The sequence below is a fragment of the Plantibacter sp. MMLR14_011 genome (assembly GCF_001865025.1).
In the GTDB taxonomy this organism is placed as follows: Bacteria; Actinomycetota; Actinomycetes; order Actinomycetales; family Microbacteriaceae; genus Plantibacter; species Plantibacter flavus_A.
Genome location: NZ_MJGW01000008.1, coordinates 39,954 through 59,122 on the forward strand (window position 1 = coordinate 39,954; position 19,169 = coordinate 59,122).

18 protein-coding genes and 1 pseudogene are annotated in these 19,169 nt (G+C 70.2%); 12 read left to right on the forward strand and 7 right to left on the reverse strand.

Going from position 1 to position 19,169, the window contains the following annotated elements; genetic code table 11:
* The first annotated feature begins 20 nt into the window (after window positions 1-20).
* Window positions 21-1,112, forward strand: a complete 1,092-nt coding sequence (locus tag BIU99_RS04660) for a transaldolase family protein (RefSeq protein ID WP_071259922.1) — start codon at window positions 21-23, stop codon at window positions 1,110-1,112.
* Between the two features lie 9 nt (window positions 1,113-1,121).
* Window positions 1,122-1,586, forward strand: coding sequence for an acyl-CoA thioesterase (locus tag BIU99_RS04665; protein WP_254773568.1), 465 nt, complete (start codon window positions 1,122-1,124; stop codon window positions 1,584-1,586).
* Between the two features lie 231 nt (window positions 1,587-1,817).
* On the opposite strand, the gene BIU99_RS04670 is transcribed toward BIU99_RS04665, so the two are convergent.
* Entirely contained in the window at window positions 1,818-3,557 is a 1,740-nt protein-coding gene (locus BIU99_RS04670; RefSeq protein WP_071259924.1) for a PHP domain-containing protein, read from the reverse strand.
* A gap of 178 nt (window positions 3,558-3,735) precedes the next feature.
* Between BIU99_RS04670 and BIU99_RS04675 the strand changes: the two genes are divergently transcribed.
* Window positions 3,736-4,467: a hypothetical protein gene (locus tag BIU99_RS04675; protein WP_071259927.1), complete on the forward strand. Its 732-nt coding sequence runs from the start codon at window positions 3,736-3,738 to the stop codon at window positions 4,465-4,467.
* A 36-nt stretch (window positions 4,468-4,503) separates the two neighbouring features.
* Here the strand turns inward: BIU99_RS04675 and BIU99_RS04680 are convergent, their stop codons facing one another.
* From BIU99_RS04680 to BIU99_RS04700, 5 genes are all read right to left on the reverse strand, one after another.
* Window positions 4,504-6,405 carry an ABC transporter ATP-binding protein gene (locus tag BIU99_RS04680; protein ID WP_071259929.1) on the reverse strand — a complete coding sequence of 634 codons (1,902 nt, stop codon included), beginning with the start codon at window positions 6,403-6,405 and terminating at the stop codon, window positions 4,504-4,506.
* Between the two features lie 203 nt (window positions 6,406-6,608).
* A complete protein-coding gene (locus BIU99_RS04685) occupies window positions 6,609-6,833 on the reverse strand; it encodes a hypothetical protein (protein WP_071259931.1) in 225 nt (74 codons plus the stop codon).
* Window positions 6,834-6,942: 109 nt separating this feature from the next.
* Window positions 6,943-7,995, reverse strand: coding sequence for an iron chelate uptake ABC transporter family permease subunit (locus BIU99_RS04690; RefSeq protein WP_071259933.1), 1,053 nt, complete (start codon window positions 7,993-7,995; stop codon window positions 6,943-6,945).
* Complete coding sequence (locus BIU99_RS04695; protein WP_175484350.1) at window positions 7,992-8,999, reverse strand: iron chelate uptake ABC transporter family permease subunit; 1,008 nt, start codon at window positions 8,997-8,999, stop codon at window positions 7,992-7,994. Before BIU99_RS04695 ends, BIU99_RS04690 begins: the two co-directional genes overlap by 4 nt.
* A gap of 7 nt (window positions 9,000-9,006) precedes the next feature.
* Entirely contained in the window at window positions 9,007-10,074 is a 1,068-nt protein-coding gene (locus tag BIU99_RS04700) for an ABC transporter substrate-binding protein (protein ID WP_071259935.1), read from the reverse strand.
* Window positions 10,075-10,185: 111 nt separating this feature from the next.
* Between BIU99_RS04700 and BIU99_RS04705 the strand changes: the two genes are divergently transcribed.
* From BIU99_RS04705 to BIU99_RS04735, 7 genes are all read left to right on the forward strand, one after another.
* Window positions 10,186-11,004, forward strand: a complete 819-nt coding sequence (locus BIU99_RS04705; protein WP_071259937.1) for an AraC family transcriptional regulator — start codon at window positions 10,186-10,188, stop codon at window positions 11,002-11,004.
* Between the two features lie 92 nt (window positions 11,005-11,096).
* A complete protein-coding gene (locus BIU99_RS04710) occupies window positions 11,097-11,423 on the forward strand; it encodes a hypothetical protein (RefSeq protein ID WP_071259939.1) in 327 nt (108 codons plus the stop codon).
* Window positions 11,424-11,586: 163 nt separating this feature from the next.
* The gene (locus BIU99_RS04715) at window positions 11,587-12,516 is read left to right on the forward strand and encodes a WcbI family polysaccharide biosynthesis putative acetyltransferase (RefSeq protein ID WP_071259941.1); all 930 of its coding nucleotides are present in this window, start codon (window positions 11,587-11,589) and stop codon (window positions 12,514-12,516) included.
* Window positions 12,513-13,823: a glycosyltransferase gene (locus BIU99_RS04720; RefSeq protein ID WP_071260342.1), complete on the forward strand. Its 1,311-nt coding sequence runs from the start codon at window positions 12,513-12,515 to the stop codon at window positions 13,821-13,823. Before BIU99_RS04715 ends, BIU99_RS04720 begins: the two co-directional genes overlap by 4 nt.
* 135 nt (window positions 13,824-13,958) lie before the next feature.
* Window positions 13,959-14,858, forward strand: coding sequence for an SDR family oxidoreductase (locus BIU99_RS04725; RefSeq protein ID WP_071260344.1), 900 nt, complete (start codon window positions 13,959-13,961; stop codon window positions 14,856-14,858).
* Window positions 14,855-16,243 (forward strand): alpha/beta fold hydrolase, encoded by a 1,389-nt coding sequence (locus BIU99_RS04730; protein WP_071259943.1) that lies wholly within the window; start codon window positions 14,855-14,857, stop codon window positions 16,241-16,243. The genes BIU99_RS04725 and BIU99_RS04730 overlap by 4 nt, the downstream gene beginning before the upstream one ends.
* Entirely contained in the window at window positions 16,240-17,787 is a 1,548-nt protein-coding gene (locus tag BIU99_RS04735; RefSeq protein ID WP_254773569.1) for a GMC oxidoreductase, read from the forward strand. The genes BIU99_RS04730 and BIU99_RS04735 overlap by 4 nt, the downstream gene beginning before the upstream one ends.
* Before the next feature lie 40 nt (window positions 17,788-17,827).
* Here BIU99_RS04735 and BIU99_RS04740 read toward each other — a convergent pair whose 3' ends face one another.
* Entirely contained in the window at window positions 17,828-18,262 is a 435-nt protein-coding gene (locus BIU99_RS04740) for a hypothetical protein (protein ID WP_139205347.1), read from the reverse strand.
* A gap of 87 nt (window positions 18,263-18,349) precedes the next feature.
* Between BIU99_RS04740 and BIU99_RS20235 the strand changes: the two are divergent.
* Both BIU99_RS20235 and BIU99_RS20240 read left to right on the forward strand, forming a co-directional pair.
* A pseudogene (locus BIU99_RS20235) lies at window positions 18,350-18,826 on the forward strand (alpha/beta fold hydrolase); the annotation flags it as partial.
* 77 nt (window positions 18,827-18,903) lie between these two features.
* Entirely contained in the window at window positions 18,904-19,143 is a 240-nt protein-coding gene (locus tag BIU99_RS20240) for an alpha/beta fold hydrolase (RefSeq protein WP_254773588.1), read from the forward strand.
* The last annotated feature ends 26 nt before the right edge of the window (window positions 19,144-19,169 follow it).

Consider the following 19,169-nt stretch of genomic DNA (forward strand, 5'->3'; position numbering starts at 1 on the left):
CGACTCCCGGAGGCACTTCGATGACCGACACCCTCACCCCTGCCGACACGCTTCCGCTCGCAACCGCGGCGGCCTCGACGCCCACAAGCCTGTGGAACGACTCCGCCGACCCCGACGAGCTCGCCAGGTCGATCGCGTTCGGTGCGGTCGGCGCGACCTGCAATCCGGTCATCGCCCTCGCGGTCATCTCCCAGAATCTCGACGTCTGGGCGCCGCGGATCGCCGAACTCGCTGCCGAGTTCCCGGCGGCGGGGGAGGCCGAGCTCGGCTGGAAGGTGGTCGAGGAGTTGTCGATCCAGGCCGCCGTGCTCCTCGAGCCGGCGTTCCGGGAGAGCAACGGCCGGAATGGTCGTCTGTCGATCCAGACCGATCCACGCCTGCACCGGGACGCTGAGGCGCTCGTCGAGCAGGCCGTTCGGTTCTCGGCACTGGCAGAGAACATCATCGTGAAAATACCCGCCACCGCCGTCGGGATTCGCGCGATCGAGGAGGCGACCTATCGGGGCGTCAGCATCAATGCGACCGTCTCCTTCACTGTGGCGCAGGCCGTCGCGGTCGGCGAGGCGATCGAGCGTGGTCTCGATCGACGGGCCGCTGGGGGGCTGCCGAACTGGGAGTTCGGCTCCGTCGTCACCATCATGGGCGGGCGGCTCGACGACTGGCTGAAGGCGTCCGTTGCCAAGGACCGCATCCTTATCGATCCCGGGTACCTCGAGTGGGCCGGCGTCGCCGCGTTGAAGGAGGCCCACCGCATCTTCACGGAGCGCGGATTCCGATCGAGGATCCTCTCGGCCGCCTTCCGCAACCACCTGCAGTGGTCCGAGCTGGTCGGCGGCGATCTCGTGGTCTCCCCGCCGTTCGACTGGCAGCTGCGCATCAACGAGAACCGGATCCCCGTCGACCCGCACCGTATCGACGTGCCGGTCGCGCAGCACATCGTGGACACGCTGCTCGAGCGCGTCCCGGAGTTCCGGAAGGCCTACCTCGTCGACGGCATGTCGATCGACGAGTTCGACGATTTCGGTGCGACCCGGCGGACCCTCCGTCAGTTCCTTGAGGCGGATGCCCAGCTGGATGCGCTGGTTCGTGACATCATCCTTCCGGTGATCTAGGAGAGACGCGTGACCACCTCGAAGGATTCGGCCGTCGCCGACGGAGTCGACGACGGGGAGCGCATCACCTTCCGGTCGAGGCGCTGGGTGCGGCCCGAGGATCTCAACGCACACGGCACGCTCTTCGGGGGCAGTCTGTTGCGGTGGATCGACGAGGAGGCGGCGATCTACGCGATCCTGCAACTCGGCAACCCCAGGGCCGTGACGAAGTACATCTCGGAGATCGACTTCGTCTCCTCGGCGCTGCAGGGCGACCTGATCGAGATGGGCCTCCGCGCGACCGCCTTCGGGCGGACGTCCCTCACGATGCGGGCAGAGGTCAGGAACATGGTCACCCGACGAAGTATCCTCACGATCGACCGCATCGTGTTCGTGAGTCTCGACGACGACGGACAACCGCTTCCGCACGGGTACACCGATACGACCTACGACCGGGATCGACTGCCGACCTCGACTGGGTCTCGCGCGACCTGACGGTGCCGGCTCGGATCCGCGTCGGTGAGACGGATCTCGCTGACCTGCTTGCGACGCAATGCGCCACGAGGGATGGACCGACGGGCGCGCGGAGAGTGGCGCAGGACGACGTCGAGGTGGGAGGGTTCGTCTTCAATCACCCTGAGTACGGCTTCGAGCATCGCGTCAGCGAGGGCGAACCCTGCTTCCGATCCGGCGAGCCCCGCTGGCACAGACCGGGCCCGACCGGGCTCAGCGCACGCTGATGAAGATCGGGTTCGTGTACAGCCAGGTGTCGGCCCAGGGGTCGGCTGGGGAGAGCGGGTACGGCTGGGGTGCCCGCGGGTCGATCTCGGCGCCGAGCGGACCGACCCCGTGCACCTGGCCATCGCTGCCACGAAGGCGGACATAGCCGTCCTCAGCGGCCGGCTCGAGCGGCACCACGACACGGAACGGGGAATCGCTACGGTCGGTGACGTCGAGCATTTCGACGACTCGGGTGCCGGGTGCGCGCTGTTCGTCACGGTCGGCGACGGGCCCGGTGACACGCCCGCGGATCAGGTCGAGGTGCGCGAGTCTCGGCGTCGTGCCCCGCGAGGTGGGCGTCGTGGTGGGCGTGACGTCGACCACGAGCTCGAGGGCGGTGCCGCTTGCGACGGTGAGGGTCCCGCCCAGGGTGACGCCGGTCTCCGGCTGGTCGGTGGCACGGAGCACGACGGAGAGTCCGGCGACGAGGTGTCCGTGGTCGACCCAGACACGGCCGGCGCGGATCGCGTCGAGGAGGGAGGCGGACGACCGGTCGACGGCCCCGACGTGCGTCCGACTGAACTCGCCCGGCCAGAAGTCGGCGCCGTTCTGGGGTGTGTCCGTGGCGATCGGGTCGGGTCGACGGCCGGCGCGGTTGAAGTTCGCGAGGGTCGCCCCGGCCTCCCAGCCCGGCCCGGTCGGGAAGTCGCCGACGCGTGTGGCGTCGGACTCCTTGAGGTGCAGATCGCTGTTCGTGGTGATCCACCAGCGCCGCCCCTCGCTCAGCAGCGAGTCCCACACACCGCCGACGACAGCCGTCGTCCAGTCGAAGCCGCCGTGAGTCAGATAGGCCTCCGCGGGGTAGCCGGGGAACGAGAACTCGCTGGGGGCGTTCTCGTATTCGCCGCGCCGCGAGCGTTCGGTCGCGTTCGCGGCGATCGCTCCGGCCTGAGCGCCGGGAGCGCCCTCCATGCCGACGAACACCTCCGGGTCGGCGTCCTGCCAGGCACGGAGTTCTCCGGGCGAGTCGATGCCGAGGCGGCTCGGGTGGTTCGCGAGGACGATCACGTCGTCGATGACGCCGGCACGCTTCTGGGCGCCGAGCCAGGCTATACCGTCGGTCGCGTGCACGAGCCACTCGGCGGCGTCTTCGGTGCCGGGGCGCGGTTTCTCCCATCCGTTGAGCTTGCCGTCGTGGTCGAGTTCGAAGCGGCGTAACACGAGGGTCGTCTGGGGCCCGGGCGCGATCAGCACGGTCGCGTGCTCGGCTCCCGGGATGTACCACTCGAGCCCCTGCAGCACGAGCATGTCGGGGCGAGCCGCCCGCGCGGTGTCGATCTCGCGTGCCGCGTTGAACACCCCGCCAACGTTGGCATGTCCTTTGTTGCTGTGTTCGGTGAAGGCGATCGCGTCGACCGCGAAACGCTGCGCCTGGTCGAGGATCGTCGTCATCGGGTACTTGGCGTCGTGCGAGTAGACCGAGTGCACGTGGTGGTCGAACACCAGCCAGGAGATTGCGTCCGGGTCGACGACTGCCGACGCGGACGGTAGCGGCGCGGCCTGGGCGGAGGCCGCGCTCCCGAGCCCTTGGGCGGTCGCTCCCACTGCGACCGTCGCAGCGACGGATGCCCCCAGGAAGGACCGGCGGGAGAGACCGGACCGGGCCGATGCGCCCCGCTGCTCCTCGGTCACGGAGGGTGCGCCACCGGTGGGCGCGGGCTGCTCGGGGCGGGGGTCGAAGGGCATGGCATCACTTTCATCGGACGGACGCGCCGATCGTAGGCAGCGGAGGTGAACCTCGGCCCAACGGCCGGTGCCGTGGGCGACACCCGGCGTTCACAACCCATTCACGTGCGTGGGCGATAGTCCTGGCGTCGCCGGGTATCCCCGTCCCGGAGGCCCACCGCACCCACCAAAGGTCCCGATGTCTTCCACTGTCCCCGTCATCCGCCGTTCTCCGTTCCGTGCTGCAGGGCGCGCTCTGCTCGTCACGGCAGCGCTCAGCGCCAGCGCGGTCCTCTGCCTCGCCGGCGCCGGTGCTGCCGTCGCAGCCTCGGCCCCGGCACCGCTCACGCTGCGCGACACCGCCGGCGCCGCGGTCACGTCAGGTGACGCGCGCGCCGTCCCGTCGTTCGGCTCCGCGTTGCTCGCCGCGGGCTGCCCCGCCGATGCGGACGACGCCGCCCGCCTCTCCGTGACGGCGGGAGGAATCACCGTCGTCACGTCTCCGACCGTCACGGTGGCCGCCGGGCAGCCGGTCGAGGTGCCGATGGCCATCTCGTTCCAGGAGGTCGTGGACGCCGGCGTCGAAGAGGGCGACGCGACCCTCGCGCTCGAGTGCCTCGTCCTCGAGTCAGGCATCCCGTCGTCGGTGGTCACGGCGGCGACCCTGCCCGTCACGTTCGCCGCGGGAACCTGGTCGGTTCCCGGCGCTCAAGTCGAGCCGGTCCCTCCGACGGCCACTTCGACCGCTGGCCCGCCCTCGGGAGGTCCTGGAGCAGGGGCGATCGCGTCGCCGAGCCCGTCGGCCGCAGCACGACCCTCCGCTGACGGAGACCTGGCGCTGACGGGCTGGAAGCTCGGCGGAGCCGGCGTCGTCGCCGCCGGCCTGCTCGCGGGCGGCGCCGCCCTGCTCCTGCGCAGGCGTCTCCGTTAGGCGAGCCGCATGCGGGCTCGGGCGGAGCGACCGCGGTCAGGTCCCGCTCGGTGTGTCCTCATCCGCTGACAGGTTCTTCTGGACGGCGAACTGCGTCCGGTGCAGCTCTTCGTACCGCCCGCCGGCAGCCAGGAGTTCGTCGTGCGTCCCGCGCTCCACGATCAAGCCGTCCTCGACCACGAGGATCAGGTCCGCGCTGCGGATGGTCGAGAGCCGGTGCGCGATGACCATCGCCGTGCGTCCCTCGAGCGCCTCGCTGAGCGCGGCCTGCACCGCCGCCTCCGAGGTCGAGTCCAGTGCCGCTGTCGCCTCATCGAGGATGACGACGCGCGGCTGAGCGAGGAGCAGTCGCGCGATGGTCATCCGTTGGCGTTCACCACCGGAGAGTCGGTAGCCACGCTCGCCCACCATGGTGTCCAGCTGGTCCGGCAGGGATCGGATGAGCGGCTCGAGCCGCGCGCGGCGGACGGCGTCCCACACCTCGTCCTCGGACGCCTCCGGACGCGCGAGTCGCAGGTTGGAGCGGATGGTCTCATGGAACAGGTGGCCGTCCTGGGTCACCATGCCCAGGGTGTGCCGCATGGAGGCGAAGGCGATGTCGCGGACGTCCGTCCCGGCGAGGCGCACGGCGCCCTCGTCGACGTCATACAGCCGCGAGAGGAGTTGCGCGATCGTGGACTTGCCTGCTCCGGACGTCCCGACGAGGGCGACGGTCTGGCCCGGCTCGATCCGGAAGGAGACACCGTGCAGCACCTCTTCGCCGCCGCGGGTGTCCAGCGTGGAGACCTCCTCAAGGGAGGCGAGGGACACCTTGTCCGCGGAGGGGTAGGCGAAGCGGACGTCGTCGAACTCCACGGACACCGGACCCTCGGAGACGGTGACGGCGTCGGGCTTCTCCTGGATGAGCGGTTCGAGGTCGAGCACCTCGAAGACGCGCTCGAAGCTGACCACCGCGCTCATGATCTCCACCCGGGCGTTCGCGAGGCCGGTCAGCGGTGCGTAGAGGCGGGTCAGCAGGAGCGCCAGGGTGACCACCTCACCGGTGTCCAGCTGCCCGGCGAGGGCGAGGGAGCCGCCGAGGCCGTAGACGAGGGCGAGCGCGAGGGCGGAGACGAGCATCAGCGCGGTGAAGAAGACGAACTGCAGCATCGCCGTCCGGACACCGATGTCGCGGACGCGGGCGGCGCGGACACGGAACTCCTCGGCCTCCTGGTCCGGTCGGCCGAACAGCTTGACGAGCGTGGCGCCGGGAGCCGAGAAGCGCTCGGTCATCTGCGTGCTCATGGCCGAGTTGTGGTCGGCGGCTTCGCGACGCAGCGCGGCGAGGCGGCCACCCATACGGCGCGCGGGCACCAGGAAGACGGGGAGCATCACCACCGCGAGGACCGTCACGAGCCAGGAGGTGCTGAGCATGACGATCAGGGTGAGGATCAGGGCGACGAGGTTCGTGATCACGCCGGACAGGGTGCCGCTGAAGGCCTGCTGAGCGCCGATCACGTCGTTGTTGAGGCGACTCACGAGGGCGCCCGTCCGGGTCCGGGTGAAGAAGGCGATCGGCATCTTCTGGACGTGGTTGAACACGGCTGTGCGGAGGTCGAGGATCACCCCCTCGCCGATCCGAGCCGAGTACCATCGCGTCAGCAGCGATACGGCGGCGTCCGCCACGGCCACGAGGGCGATGACGACCGCGAGCCGGACGATCGTTGCCACCTCGCCCCGGGCGACGATGACGTCGACCACCTGCCCGGCGAGGACCGGCGTCGCCACCGCGAGGAACGCTCCGGCGACGGAGAGCGCGATGAAGACCAGCAGCTTGGCGCGGTAGGGCACCGCGAAGGTCATGATCCGACGCACGGACGCGCGGGAGATCCCGTGCTTGCCGTCCTTGGCGCTCGAGATCTTGTACAGCGAGCTCCAAGCCGCGCTTTCCATGCTCATTGCGATTCCTCACGCCCCGCTGCGCGCGTGACGACGCCTCGGGAGCCCGGTCACGATCCGGGTGGCGACGCGAACGCAGACCTGCGAGAGCGTATCAGCCTCGCCGTTCCCGACCTGAACGTTCCGGCGGCACCGTTGGTCCGGGCGACCGCCGTCCGACGGACCCGGGGTTTCCAGGAGACCAGCCGAGGTGCCTGGCGTGATCAGCGTTCGGAGCGCAGGGCCGTCCACATCACGACGAAGGCGGCGGCGATGCCGAGTACGCTTCCGGCGAGCCCGACGATCATGGCGGGGTGACCGGTGTCGGCGAGCCCGATCGAGCACGAGACCACCCCGACACCGGACGCCATCAGCCCGACGAAGCTGAAGACGGCGAGGATGAAGCGCTTGGCGGTCCTGGTGGGATCGGGAGCGGGAGGGAGCGACATCGTGACTCGTTTCCGCCGTCGCGTCGTCTGCTTCGGCTCTTCGGCATCAGGCTAGAGGGCCGCCGATCGATGCGGTGAGGGGGTATCCCCGGTCCTCACGACAGAACGGTCACGAGCGTCTGCGGATCTCGTGGACGAGGAGCCAGACGAGGTAGCCGCCACCCACGATCACGGTGACGACCCCCACCGGGAGCGACGTCGGCAGCAGGTGCTGCGCGACGATATCGGATGCCAGCAACACGAGGGCCCCGAGCAGGGCGGACGGCACCAGCGCGATGCCGGCGGTGCGGGTGATCCGCTGCGCGATCTGCGGGGCGGCGAGGGCGACGAACGCGATGGGTCCGGCTGCGCCCGTGACGACAGCCGTGAGCGCGACGGCGCACGCCACGAGACCGAGCCGTGAGGGTTCGACCCGCGATCCCAGCGCCTTCGCCGCGTCGTCGCCGAGCTCGAGTTGGCGGAGCGAGCCGCCGAGCGGCCCGAGGACGATGGTGACGGCCAGGATGACGACGGCGGCCGGGAGCAGCTGGGCCCACCCGACGGCGTTCAGCGAGCCTGCGCCCCAGACCGTGGCGAGCATCGCGACCTCGAGCTTCGCGCGCAGCACGAGGTAGGAACTGAGCGCCTCGAGCATGGCCGAGACGCCGATGCCCACGACGATGAGGCGGAAGCCCTGGATGCCTCGACGGTAGCTGAGGAGGGAGACCAGCGCCGTGGCGATCAGCCCGCCACCGACGGCACCGCCCGCGACAGCGGCCGAGCCGGCGCCCGCACCGATCACGATGATCACGATGAGACCGCCCGCGTACGATCCCGCGGTGAGCCCGATGATGTCGGGGCTCGCGAGCGGGTTCCGGGTGAGGGACTGGAAGATCGCGCCGGAGAGTCCGAGGGCGGCGCCGAAGAGCAGCGCGGCGAGGACTCGCGGGAGGCGCCACTCGAGCACCACCGTCTGCACCAGACCGCCTGGCCCGCCGAGGAACGCCGACGCGACCTCACTGACCGAGAGCGGCAGGTCGCCGAGACACAGCGCGAGCAACACCAACGCGAGCGCGACCACACCGAGCACCCCGCACACGACGATCGTGCGCAGCCGGACGCGGACGGAGAGCGATCGCCTCCGCCACACGACCGTGCGCGGTCCGGCCTCGGCCCCACTCACAGTGCGCTCGCCTTCGCGCGCCGCACGAGGTGGATCAACACGGGCGCACCGATGAACGCCGTGACGATCCCGACAGGGACGTCACTCGGCCAGAGGATCACGCGACCGATCACGTCAGAGGTGAGCAGCACAGCCGGCGCGATCAGGATCGAGTACGCCACGATCCACCGCTGGTCGGGACCGACGATCCACCGCGCGATGTGCGGCACCATGAGCCCCACGAAGCCGACCGGTCCGGCGATCGCGGTCGCCCCTCCCGCCAGCAGGGTGATCGCGACGACGGCGAGCACACGGGTGGTCGCGAGGCGGGTGCCGAGTGAGGAGGCGAGATCGTCGCCCAGCGCGAGGGCGTTGAGCGATCGCGCACTGAACAACGCGATGACGACGCCCGCGACGACGAAGGGGAGCGCCGGCAGGACGACGTCGAAGCCGCGCTCGACGAAGGACCCGGCGTTCCACCCGCGGAGCTGCCTGAAGGTGACCGGATCGAGGAGCATCATGGCGGTCGTGATGCCGCTGAGCACCGCTGCAAGGGCGACGCCGGCGAGGGTCAGCCGGACGGGATCCGCGCCACCACGTCCTGCCGATCCGATCACGTAGACGAGTGCTGTCACGACCAGGGCTCCCAGGAACGCGAACGGCAGGTACTGCACGGGCGTGCGAGCGCCGAACAGGACACCGATCGCGACGAAGAGTGCCGCGCCCGCGTCGACGCCGAGGATTCCCGGATCACCGAGGGGATTGCGGGTGAGGCCCTGGATCAGGACGCCGGAGACGCCCAGTCCGACGCCGACGACGAGTCCGGCCACGGTGCGGGGGATCCGCAGATCGAGGACGACCAGATCGGTGACGGACCCCGCGGGCCTCGTGAGTGCCCGCCAGACGTCGGTCGGGTCCACGGGGTGGGACCCCACGAGGACGCTGAGCAGGATCGCGGTCGCGAGTGCCGCGACCGCGATCCCGAGCCCCAGCGAACGGCGCCCGCGAGGGGTGCGCGAGGTCACCGACGGGTCAGCCGTCGACGCTCTGCGGAGCTGTGCCGGCGACGGCGTCCACCAGGCGCGGCACCAGCTGCTCGAGGACGTACTTCTGGCTGAGTGGGGTGAGGAAGTAGATCGCACCAGCGAGCTCGCCGTCGGTGAAGACCGCTCGCCCGCCGGTCACGGCGTCGAGGCTCGAGGTGGTGCCGAAGCCCAGCACCTCCTGAACGGAATCCGCGGACTCCGTGGCGAAGACGATCACGTCAGCGTCGATGACACCGACGTTCTCCGCGGCGATCTGCGCCTGTCCGCCCTCGCTCGGGACGTACTGCTGCAACCCGGGCGTGATCGTGAACCCGAGATCCGTCAGGAAGTCGGTGTTGAGGCCGTCGGGGTAGACCCACAGGTTGCCGTCCCACGGCCCACCCTGCGAGAAGGTCGCCGTGAGGCCCGCGAACTCCGGGTGCGCTGCAGCCGCCGCGGCGTAGGCCTCGTCGACGCCCGTGATGAGCGCCTCGCCTTCCGCCGACCGACCCACTGCCTGGGCGACCATCCTGGTCTGGTCCCGCCAATCCGCGAAGTAGAGCCCCGCGCCCTCCTCGTTGGTCACGGTCGGCGCGATCTCCGCGAGCTTCCCGTAGTTCTCCTCGGTCATGCCGGCGTTCGTCCCGATGATCAGGTCCGGCCGCAGCGACGCGATCTTCTCGTACTCGAACCCGTCGGTCGTGGTGAGGACGGTCGGCTCGGCATCGCCCAGGAGGTCCGTCGCCCACGGCCACACCGCATAGGGCTGCTCGCCGTACCATTCCGTCGTCGCGATCGGTGTGACACCGAGTTCGAGGAGGATGTCCTGCTCGGTCAGTCCGACCACGACGATCCGCTGCGGCTCCGAGGGGATGACCGTCTCGCCGTACTCGTGCTCGATCGTCACCGGGAACGAGTCGCTCGGCTCGGTCGTGTAGTTCGGGTTCTCGGCGGTCGTCGAGGAGGCGCTCGAGCAGGCGGAGAGCGCGACGCCGACGAGGGCGAGCGCGCTCACCGCGGCAAGCAGGCGAGCGGTCCTCGCGCTCGGGGCGCGGTGGTGCTTCGGAACGGTCATTGGGTCCTTCATCGGTTCGGCTGGCGGGATGACGACAGTCAGGTTAGCCTTGCCTAATCGCTTCGCGCTATCGCGCTGAGTGGACAGGACTTGTCGAATGGAGACAGCTGTATGTCTGGTCGCGATCACGCGGACGGCGGGATCAAGCTCCTCGGCCCACTGGATGACGCCGAAGGGACATCGGGCGAGTTCCGGGTTTCCCGCTCGCGGGTCGACGCGACGACACGGTTCGACGAGCACTCGCACCGCGAGGACCAACTCGCGTGGATGAGCTCCGGCGCGATGGAGGTGTCGGTCCTCGGCGATCGACGGCGACTGCGGCGAGAGCACCTCGCCTGGATCCCCGCGGGGATGGTTCACGAGATGAGCTTCAGCGAGCCAGGAGAGCTCATCTGCGTCTATGCCGACCCGATACTACGCCCACAGGGCGGCCGTTGGAACGGCGCACGGACCGTCCGGGTCGACGACCTCTCAGGAGCGTTGCTGGCGCACCTGCTCGACGCCGACCCGACCGGGCGCCGGCGATGGCGATGCTGGTCGCTGCTGATCGATCTGCTCTCGGCTGCGGCTCGCGACGATGAGGCGTTGGCCATGCCCCGTGAACCGCGCGCGCGTGCCATCGCGTCGGCCCTGATGGCGGACCCCGCCGACCCGCGTGGGCTCGACGACTGGGCTTCGGCGGCGGGTGTCAGCCCGAAGACGATCGGCCGGGCGTTCGTGGACGGCACGGGATGCACCTTCCGTGAGTGGCGGGTCCGCGTGCGCCTGCATGCAGCGGCGGGAATGCTCGGTCGGGGTGTCGCCGTGCAGGAGGTCGCACCCGCGGTCGGTTACGAGTCGGTGAGCAGCTTCATCGGGGCGTTCCGCACCCGGTTCTCCGTGACCCCCGCCGTCTACGCCGCGCGCAGTCGGACGGCGGACCTCATCTGATCCGAAGACGGGTGCGGCTTCAGGCGCTCTGAGCAGACCGACCGTCTCCGTCGGTCTGGCCGATGCGTCGGCTTCCGCTCTAGGGTGGCCGTATGGCCGACCCGCAAGCACGGCGGGCGACCACCCGAGCACGTCTCGTCCTCCGGGTGATCGCCGGAATCATCGCGGCTTCCGCCGCTTCCGTGTACCTACTGGCGATCTGGATGGTGGTGTCGAGCCGCTTCGGCTGGGACGACCGCGACGTCCACGGCTACAGCCTGCTCTTCGGTACCCCGATCGCCTTCGTCGCCGGTCTGGTCGTGGCGGTCTCGCTGCCGCTGGCTGTGCCGCCGGAGCGACGGAGCCGAACGCGGGGCGTGACCCTGGGGGTGCTCGCGGTGACCGTCGTGCTGCTCGTCATCGCGGTCGTCACCGCCTGATCCACGCAGCGCGACCTCTCCTCATCGATCAGCCTGCCTCGGCCGACCGCACGCGGGTTCGGAGTCCGAGGAGGACGTCAAACTGATGGCAGACCCCGGCGTCCCGGCGCAACCCCGATGTGGCAGGAACACGCCACGCACGGCTACGGTATAGCGTCGACGCATGAGCCACACCCTCGAACCGGGCACGACCGCTGCGCCCGCCGGGTCGCCGGTGGACGCACGCCGCAGGCACTACGCGGAGTTCTACGGCCTCGCGCCGTTGCCGACGGAGTTCGGGGTGGTGCTCGGCAACTGCCAGGCCGAATCCCTGCGCACCGTGATGGATGCGCCGGACCGCCGGTTCGTGCGCGTTCCGGCCGTGCACGAGATGACCGCCGAGGACGCGGAGCGGCTGCACGAGGTGGTGGGGGCGGCGCACACCGTGGTGTCGCAACCCGTGCGGGACGACTACCACGGACTGCCGCTCGGCACACGACAGGTCGCCGCCGCCACGAGCGCGAGCGTGCTGACGGTGACTCCGGTGCGGTTCGGGGGGTTGCATCCGTTCCAGGCCGCCGTCCGGGTCCCCGGCGTCGAGGAGAACCCGCCGCTCGTGGCGTACCACGACGTCCGGACGCTCGCGGCCGCCGCAGGCATCCCCGTCGTGCCTGCCCTCCAGCCGGACGCCGTGCGCGCGATCGGCCGAGCCTCCGTCCAGGAACTGCGGCGACGCGAGGCCGCGACCGACGTGCCGGTGTCCGACCTCTTCGACGCGGTCACCGCCGACCACGCGCGCACCGTCAACCACCCGGGAAACGCGATCTGGCTGCCGCTCGGCGCCCGCATCCTCGAGGCCCTGGGGGCCCCTGGTGGCGTCACCGACCCCGGACGCCCCCTGCTCAACGCGGTGCGAGCACCCATCGCACCAGAGGTCGTCGACGCCTGGGCCCTGCCGGACGAGCCCCGCGACCACTGGATCATCGAGGGCGTCGAGGTCCACGACGCCGAGGTGCGTGCCGCCCACACCGATTGGTACGCGTCCCACCCCGAGTTCGTCGTCGTCGCCGTCGACCGGCTCGCGGCCCTGCTCTCCGTGTGGCGCGACGCGTGAACGGGAGTGCGCAGCCGTGGGTCGTCGGCAACCGGTGGGACACCCTCGACGACGTCCATCCTGATCCGCTGCCACGCGTCTCGGTGATCGTCGCGCACTACGACCAGCCCGGTGAGCTGCTCCGGACCCTGCATGCCCTCGCCGCGCAGGACTACCCGCGTCACCTCCTGGAGGTGATCGTCGCCGACGACGGATCGCCGGGTGACGTGTCGGTTCCGGAGAACGTGATCCTCGTCCGGCAGGAGGACCAGGGGTTCCGCCTCGCCGCCGTCCGCAACCTGGGCGTGCGGGCGAGCAGTGGCGAGGTGTTGTGCTTCCTCGATGCCGACACGGTCCCAGAGCCGGGCTACGTGCGCGCGCTCACGCGGCTGCCCGCCCTGCTGCCCGAGGCGGTCACGGTGGGGCGGCGTCGCCATGCCGACTTCACCGGGGTCGCCCTGGAGGCTCCGGTCGTCGAGGCGGCCGCCGGCCGTGAGCTCGCCGAACCGGCATGGCTCGCCGAGGCGTACGCGCGCAGTCGGGATCTGCGCGACGCGGACGATAGGTCCTATCGTTTCATGATCGGCGCGGTCATCGCCTGCTCGCGGAGCATGTTCGACGAGGTCGGCGGATTCGACGAGTCGTTCACCTCGTACGGCGGAGAGGACTGGGAGTGGGCGCACCGCATGTGGCAGGCGGGAGCGGTCTTCGCCCATGTCCCGGGCGCGGTGGCTTGGCACGACGGCCCCGAGTGGGCGGAGCGGGACGGCTCAGGCATGGACCGCGCGAACGCCCAGACCATGCGGCTCCTCTCGTCGATCCCCGTCGCGGGGTCCGCGCCGCGGGCGCTGTGGTCGGCCGCGGTCGATCTCCTCGTGCGGCTACGGGGCGACCACACGGCGGCCGCTCGGTTCGTCGCGGCGGACTCGTTGTTCGCCGCCTTCCCGCAGGCTCGGCTCGTCCTCGACGGCGGGGGAGCGGAGGGGCTCGGGGGAGACCCGCGCATCCTCGGTGAAGTAGCCGGAGTCGACGCCCGCGTGACGTGGGAGTTCGACCGCCCGATCGTGATCCTCGACCCGACGTGGATCGTCGGTCTCGTCGACCGCCTCGGCACCGGAGACGTGGGCACCGTCGAGCTCGTCGACCCGGACGGCGCGTCGCTCGGCCGCGTGCGATCCCGGCGGGCCAGGCGGCGTGAGGAACGTTGGGCCACATCCGCCGCCTTCGAGACGCAGCAGCTCGTCGCCGACGGCGTCCGGCAGCTCCGGCCTGATCCCCGGGTGGCGGCCTGGGTCGGCGGCTGGGGTGGACCCTCGTCGTTCTGCTGACCCGATCGGCGACGACGTGCTCCGCGCAAGGATCACGCGGCCCGAACGCAGGCCCTCCGTCGAACCACTGCACCACCGGACGCGCTGAGTGCAACCCCACCGGTTCCGGCCGAGGTCTCGTTTAGCGTGGTCGTCATGTCTCCGCGCGACCAGTACGAACTGACCAACCCCGTGACCCAGTACGACCGGGTCGAGCCCCCGCTGCAGCATCAGTCGGAGCCCGGCGTGCAGGCCAAGATGAACCCCGTGCCCGACCTCGGAGAGGCGAGCTACCGGGGGAGTGGACGCCTCACGGGTCGCAAGGCGCTCATCACGGGCGGCGACTCCGGTATCGGTGCCGCCACGGCGATCGCGTTCGCCCGCGAAGGCGCGGACGTGGTCATCGCCCACCTGCCGGGTGAGGAGGAGGACGCCGAGCACGTCCTCTCGCTCATCGCCGACGCCGGGCGCCGGGGCAAGGCGATCGTCGCCGACATCTCACACGCCGACCAGTGCCGTCGGCTCGTGGCGGAGGCAGCCGAGTTCCTCGGCGGCCTCGACATCTTGGTCAACAACGCCGGCAAGCAGATCGCCATCGACCGGGTGGAGGACCTCAGCGATGAGCAGTTCGAGGAGACGTTCCGCACGAACGTCTTCGCGAACTTCTGGATCACCAAGGCGGCACTCGCTCACCTGGGCGAGGGGTCGAGCATCGTCAACACCGCGTCGCTCGAGGCGTACAAGCCGTCACCGGACCGCCTCGACTACGCAGCGACGAAGGCCGCGATCAACAACCTCTCGAAGGGGCTCGCGCTGCAGCTCGCCTCCCGGGGGATCCGCGTGAACGTCGTCGCCCCCGGCCCGGTGTGGACCGCGTTGCAGGTCTCCGACGGCGTCTCCGACGAGCAGATGACGAACTTCGACGACGAGAACACCTACCAGCGTGCCGGGCAGCCGGCTGAACTCGCGCCGGCGTACGTCTACCTCGCCTCGGCGGAGTCCGGCTACGTCTCCGGGGCGACGCTGAACGTCAACGGCGGCATGGTCACCCCGTGACCGCGGCTGCGTGCACGGTCTTCTTCCTTCCCGGGCTCGGGCTCGACGCCGCCGCGGTCGCACCAGTGGCTCGCGAGCTCGACGCTCGGTTCCGGATGATCGCCGTCGAGCTGCCCGGACAGGGCGACACGGCCGACGCACCGGACGGCTCGGTCGACTCGCAGGTCGACGCTGCCCTCGCCGTGATCGCGGAGCAGGCCGACGGCGGACCCTGGATGCTGTGTGCGCACAGCATGGGTGGCAAGGTCGCCGCCGGGATCGCCGCCCGGGTCCACGACGGCGTCGTCCCCGTGTTCGGGCTCCTCGGCGTCGTGCTCCTGGCACCGTCACCGCCCACGCCCGAGCCGATGCCTGACGCCAAGCGCCACCAGATGCTCACATGGGTCGAGGACGGGCCCATCGCCGAGGCGGACGCGCAGACCTTCGTCGACGACAACGTGGGTGCATCCCTTCCGGCCGAGCTACAGGCCGCCGCCGTGGCGTCCGTGCAGGCCATGTCGCCCGTCGCGTGGCGCCGCTGGCTCGAGCAGGGCAGCGAGGAGGACATCGCGTCCTCCGTCGGCAAGCTCGACCTCCCGTGCATCGTGCTCGCCGGAGATCAGGACGAGGCGCTCGGAGCCGCAGTGCAGCCCGAGCTGCTCTCGGACGTCTACCCCCGTGCACGATTCGTGTCGCTCGCAGGAGCCGGACATCTGCTCTCGTACGAGCGTCCGGTCACGGTCGCGCGCGCGCTCACCGAGTTCTGGGACGAGATCGTCGCACACAGCGCCATCGTCCCAGCCGAGTGGGGGCTCGTCATCGCGTCCCTGCGGACCACGCCGCGGGTGCGCAGCGCGCTGGCACGACGCGCCCTGCCGGATGACCCCGAGTATCGGCCCCGCGTCCTGAGCGTGGAACAGCTGGACCTGCTCCGTTCCGTCGCCGATCGCCTGGTTCCCCAGGCGACCGAGGGGCGGATCGATCTCGCCGCCCGGGTCGACGCCGACCTCGCAGCAGGTGGTGGCGACGGATGGCGGCCGGTCGGAGGGCTCACGGACGACGAGGCCTACCGCGCCGGATTGGATGATCTCCGAACCGCGTGGCCGGACTCGGCCGATGACCAGGATGCCGTGATCCGTGCCGTGATCGACGGCCAGGGCGTCCACGGGGGCGCCATCGACGGAGACGATCTGCGGCGCTGGTTCGAGGACCTGCGCGTGGACGTCACGCGGGAGTGGCTCATCCATCCCGCGTCGCTGGCCCGCGTCGGCTACGACGGGTTCGCGACCGGCGCTGAAGACGTCGACTTCGCCGGCTACCGCGAGTTGGGCGCCGGCACCAGAGACGATTGGGAGCCCTCCGAACTCGGCGTCGCGCCCGCACAGCAGCAGGAGGACGCAGCGTGAACCTGGACACCATGAAGACCTACGACCTCGACGACAGCGTCGACGTCGTGGTGGTCGGTACCGGTGCGGGTGGCGCACCACTGCTCGCGCGACTCGCTGCAGCGGGACTTCGCGTCGTCGCCCTCGAAGCTGGGCCGAATCACGACCCTGCCGAGTCCACCCCGGACGAGGTCGACGCGACGACGATCAACTGGATGTCCAGCCGGTTCAGCGGTGGAGACGCTCCGACGGCGTTCGGCCCGAACAACAGCGGGTTCGGCGTCGGCGGTGGCACCGTGCACTGGGGCGCGTTCACGCCCCGGCCGGACGCCCGTGACCTGCGTCTGCGCAGCGAGACCGGTTTCGGACGCGACTGGCCCGTCGATCACGCGGAGTTCACGCGCTACGTCGAAGAGGTCGAGGCGACCATCGGTGTCTCCGGGCCGACGCCGTATCCGTGGGACCCATCGCGGACCTATCTGTACGCGCCGCCGAAGCGCAACGCGCCTGCCGACCTCATGGCGAAGGGCGCGGAGTCGCTCGGCATCCGGGCCACCGACGCACCCGCCGCGATCATCACCCGCGACCGGGATCAGCCGCACCACGGCCTGCGACGTGCCACGACGAACGTCGGCTCGATCCACCAGGGCGAGCGCCACGGTGCGAAGGCGACGACGGCCATCACCTACCTGCCGGCTGCGGTCGCGGCGGGGGCGGAGATCCGACCGGACGCCGTCGTGCACACCATCGAGCGGGACGCCCGCGGTCGGGTGACGGGCGTCGTCTATCGCCAGGACGGTGTCGACAAGCGGCAGCGCTGCGAGGTGCTCGTGTTGGCGGGCGGCGGGGTGGAGACCCCTCGGCTCCTGCTGCACAACGACCTCGCGAACGCCAGCGGTCAGGTGGGTCGGAACTTCCTGGCCCACGGGGCGGTGCAGGTGTGGGGACGGTTCGACGAGCAGATCCGCGGCTACCGCGGCTACCCGTCTGCGCTCATCACCGAGGACTTCGTCCGCCCCGAAGGTGCTGACTTCGCCGGAGGGTATCTGTTGCAGAGCCTCGGCGTCATGCCGTTCAACTACGCGACGACCCTCGTGCGCGGCGGTGGTCTCTGGGGCGCCGAGCTGGTCGACGAGCTCGACGCGTCCCGGTACAACGCCGGCATCGGGATGAACGCCGAGTGTCTGCCCGCCGACGGCAACCGGCTCGAGCTCTCGTCGGAGGAGGACGAATGGGGTCTGCCGCGTGCGACCGTCTCGTTCTCGCCCGGTGACAACGAGCAGGCCATCGACCGCCACGCCATCCGCACGATGAAGGACATCCTCACGGCAGCCGGCGCGCGGAGCACCAGGGTGCTCGCGCGCACGGCGCACACGCTCGGCACGTGTCGGATGAGCGACGATCCGAGTGACGGCGTGGTCGACGGGGATGGGCGATCGCACGACATCGACAACCTGTGGATCTGTGACAACTCCACGTTCCCGAGCGCGCTCTCCGCGAACCCGGGTCTTGCACAGATGGCCCTGTCGCTGCGCACCGCCGACCGGATGCTCGCGGCGCGGTGACGGCGGCGCCGCCGGCAGGTGAGCGAGGATGGGTCGGGAGTCAGCCGTTCGCCTTCATGATGACGATGGCCGCGCCGCTCGGTAGCACCTCCAGCACGGTGTGACCGGCAGCCCTCGCATCGGCGGCGCTCGGGTACGACAACCGGGCCTGATAGATCGGATCGGGGAACCCGTAGCGACGCAGCTTCCCGACGCGGACGTCCTCGGCGAGCGGAATGTGCATCGTGGTGCGCACCTGCTCCCGCAGCTCCTGCTGGCAGACCGAATCCACGCCTGCGTAGCCGCAGACGGACACGTCACCTTCGAGGAACGAGCTGTAGCTGCCTTGAAACGACCCCAGTAGCGCGACGACGAGGACGACGAAGCCGGCCATACAGCCGATGGCTAGCCCGAGCGTTCCCAGCACCTGACGCACGGTCCGTGGTTTACGAGACCATCCGTCGTCTGATTCCGCGAGAAGATCGTCGATCGTCATGCGCCCACACCCCTGCGTTGCATGACGTAAGGCTAGCGGTGGCCGCTCCCGGCCTGGCTGCGCACGAACGCCTCCTAGGCTGGACTGATGGTCTCGACACGGAAGCAGCTGATCGTCGATGACGGGGTCACGATCTCGTACACCGTGTTCGAGGGTTCCGAGCCGGCGGCGGTCATCCTCCACGGGCTCGCCGGAAGCAGTCGGGAGTTCCTTCCAACGGCTCGAGCGCTCGCCGGTCGATCGGTCGTCCTCATCGACCAGCGAGGCCACGGGGAGAGTACGAGGCGGCCGATGGACACCTCTCGAGCGGCGTACGTCACGGATGCTGCACGGGTGATCGAAGCCGAGACATCAGAACCGGTGATCGTCATCGGGCAGTCGATGGGTGCGCACACCGCGATGCTCCTGGCTGCCGGTAGGCCAGATCTCGTTCGCGCGCTGGTCATGCTCGAAGGCAACCAGGGCAGTGGCACGGCGGATGATCACCGAGCCCTCGGCGACTTCTTCCGGTCGTGGAACGTCCCCTTCGCAAGTCGATCGGAAGCGGCGGCTCAGCTTGGTGACGGACCGCTCGAACGTGCCTGGGCCGAAGACCTGGAGGAAACAGTCGACGGGTTGTCCCTCGGTTCGACGCGGACGTCATGCAGACGACGATCGAGGCGGTCGGGGAGCCACGCTGGCGCGAGTGGGAGAGCATCGACGTGCCAACCCTCGTGGTCTATGCAGACGGAGGAATGTTCACCGAGGAGAAGAAGGCGGCGTTCGCAGGCCGGGGCAGGCGCGCACGTCGCGTCGATCTCAGCGGTGCATCGCATGATGCGCACCTTGACGCGCATGAGCAGTGGGTCGAGGCGCTCCGCACCTTCATCGATGCGCAGTGAGATGACACGCACCGCATCAGGTCGGG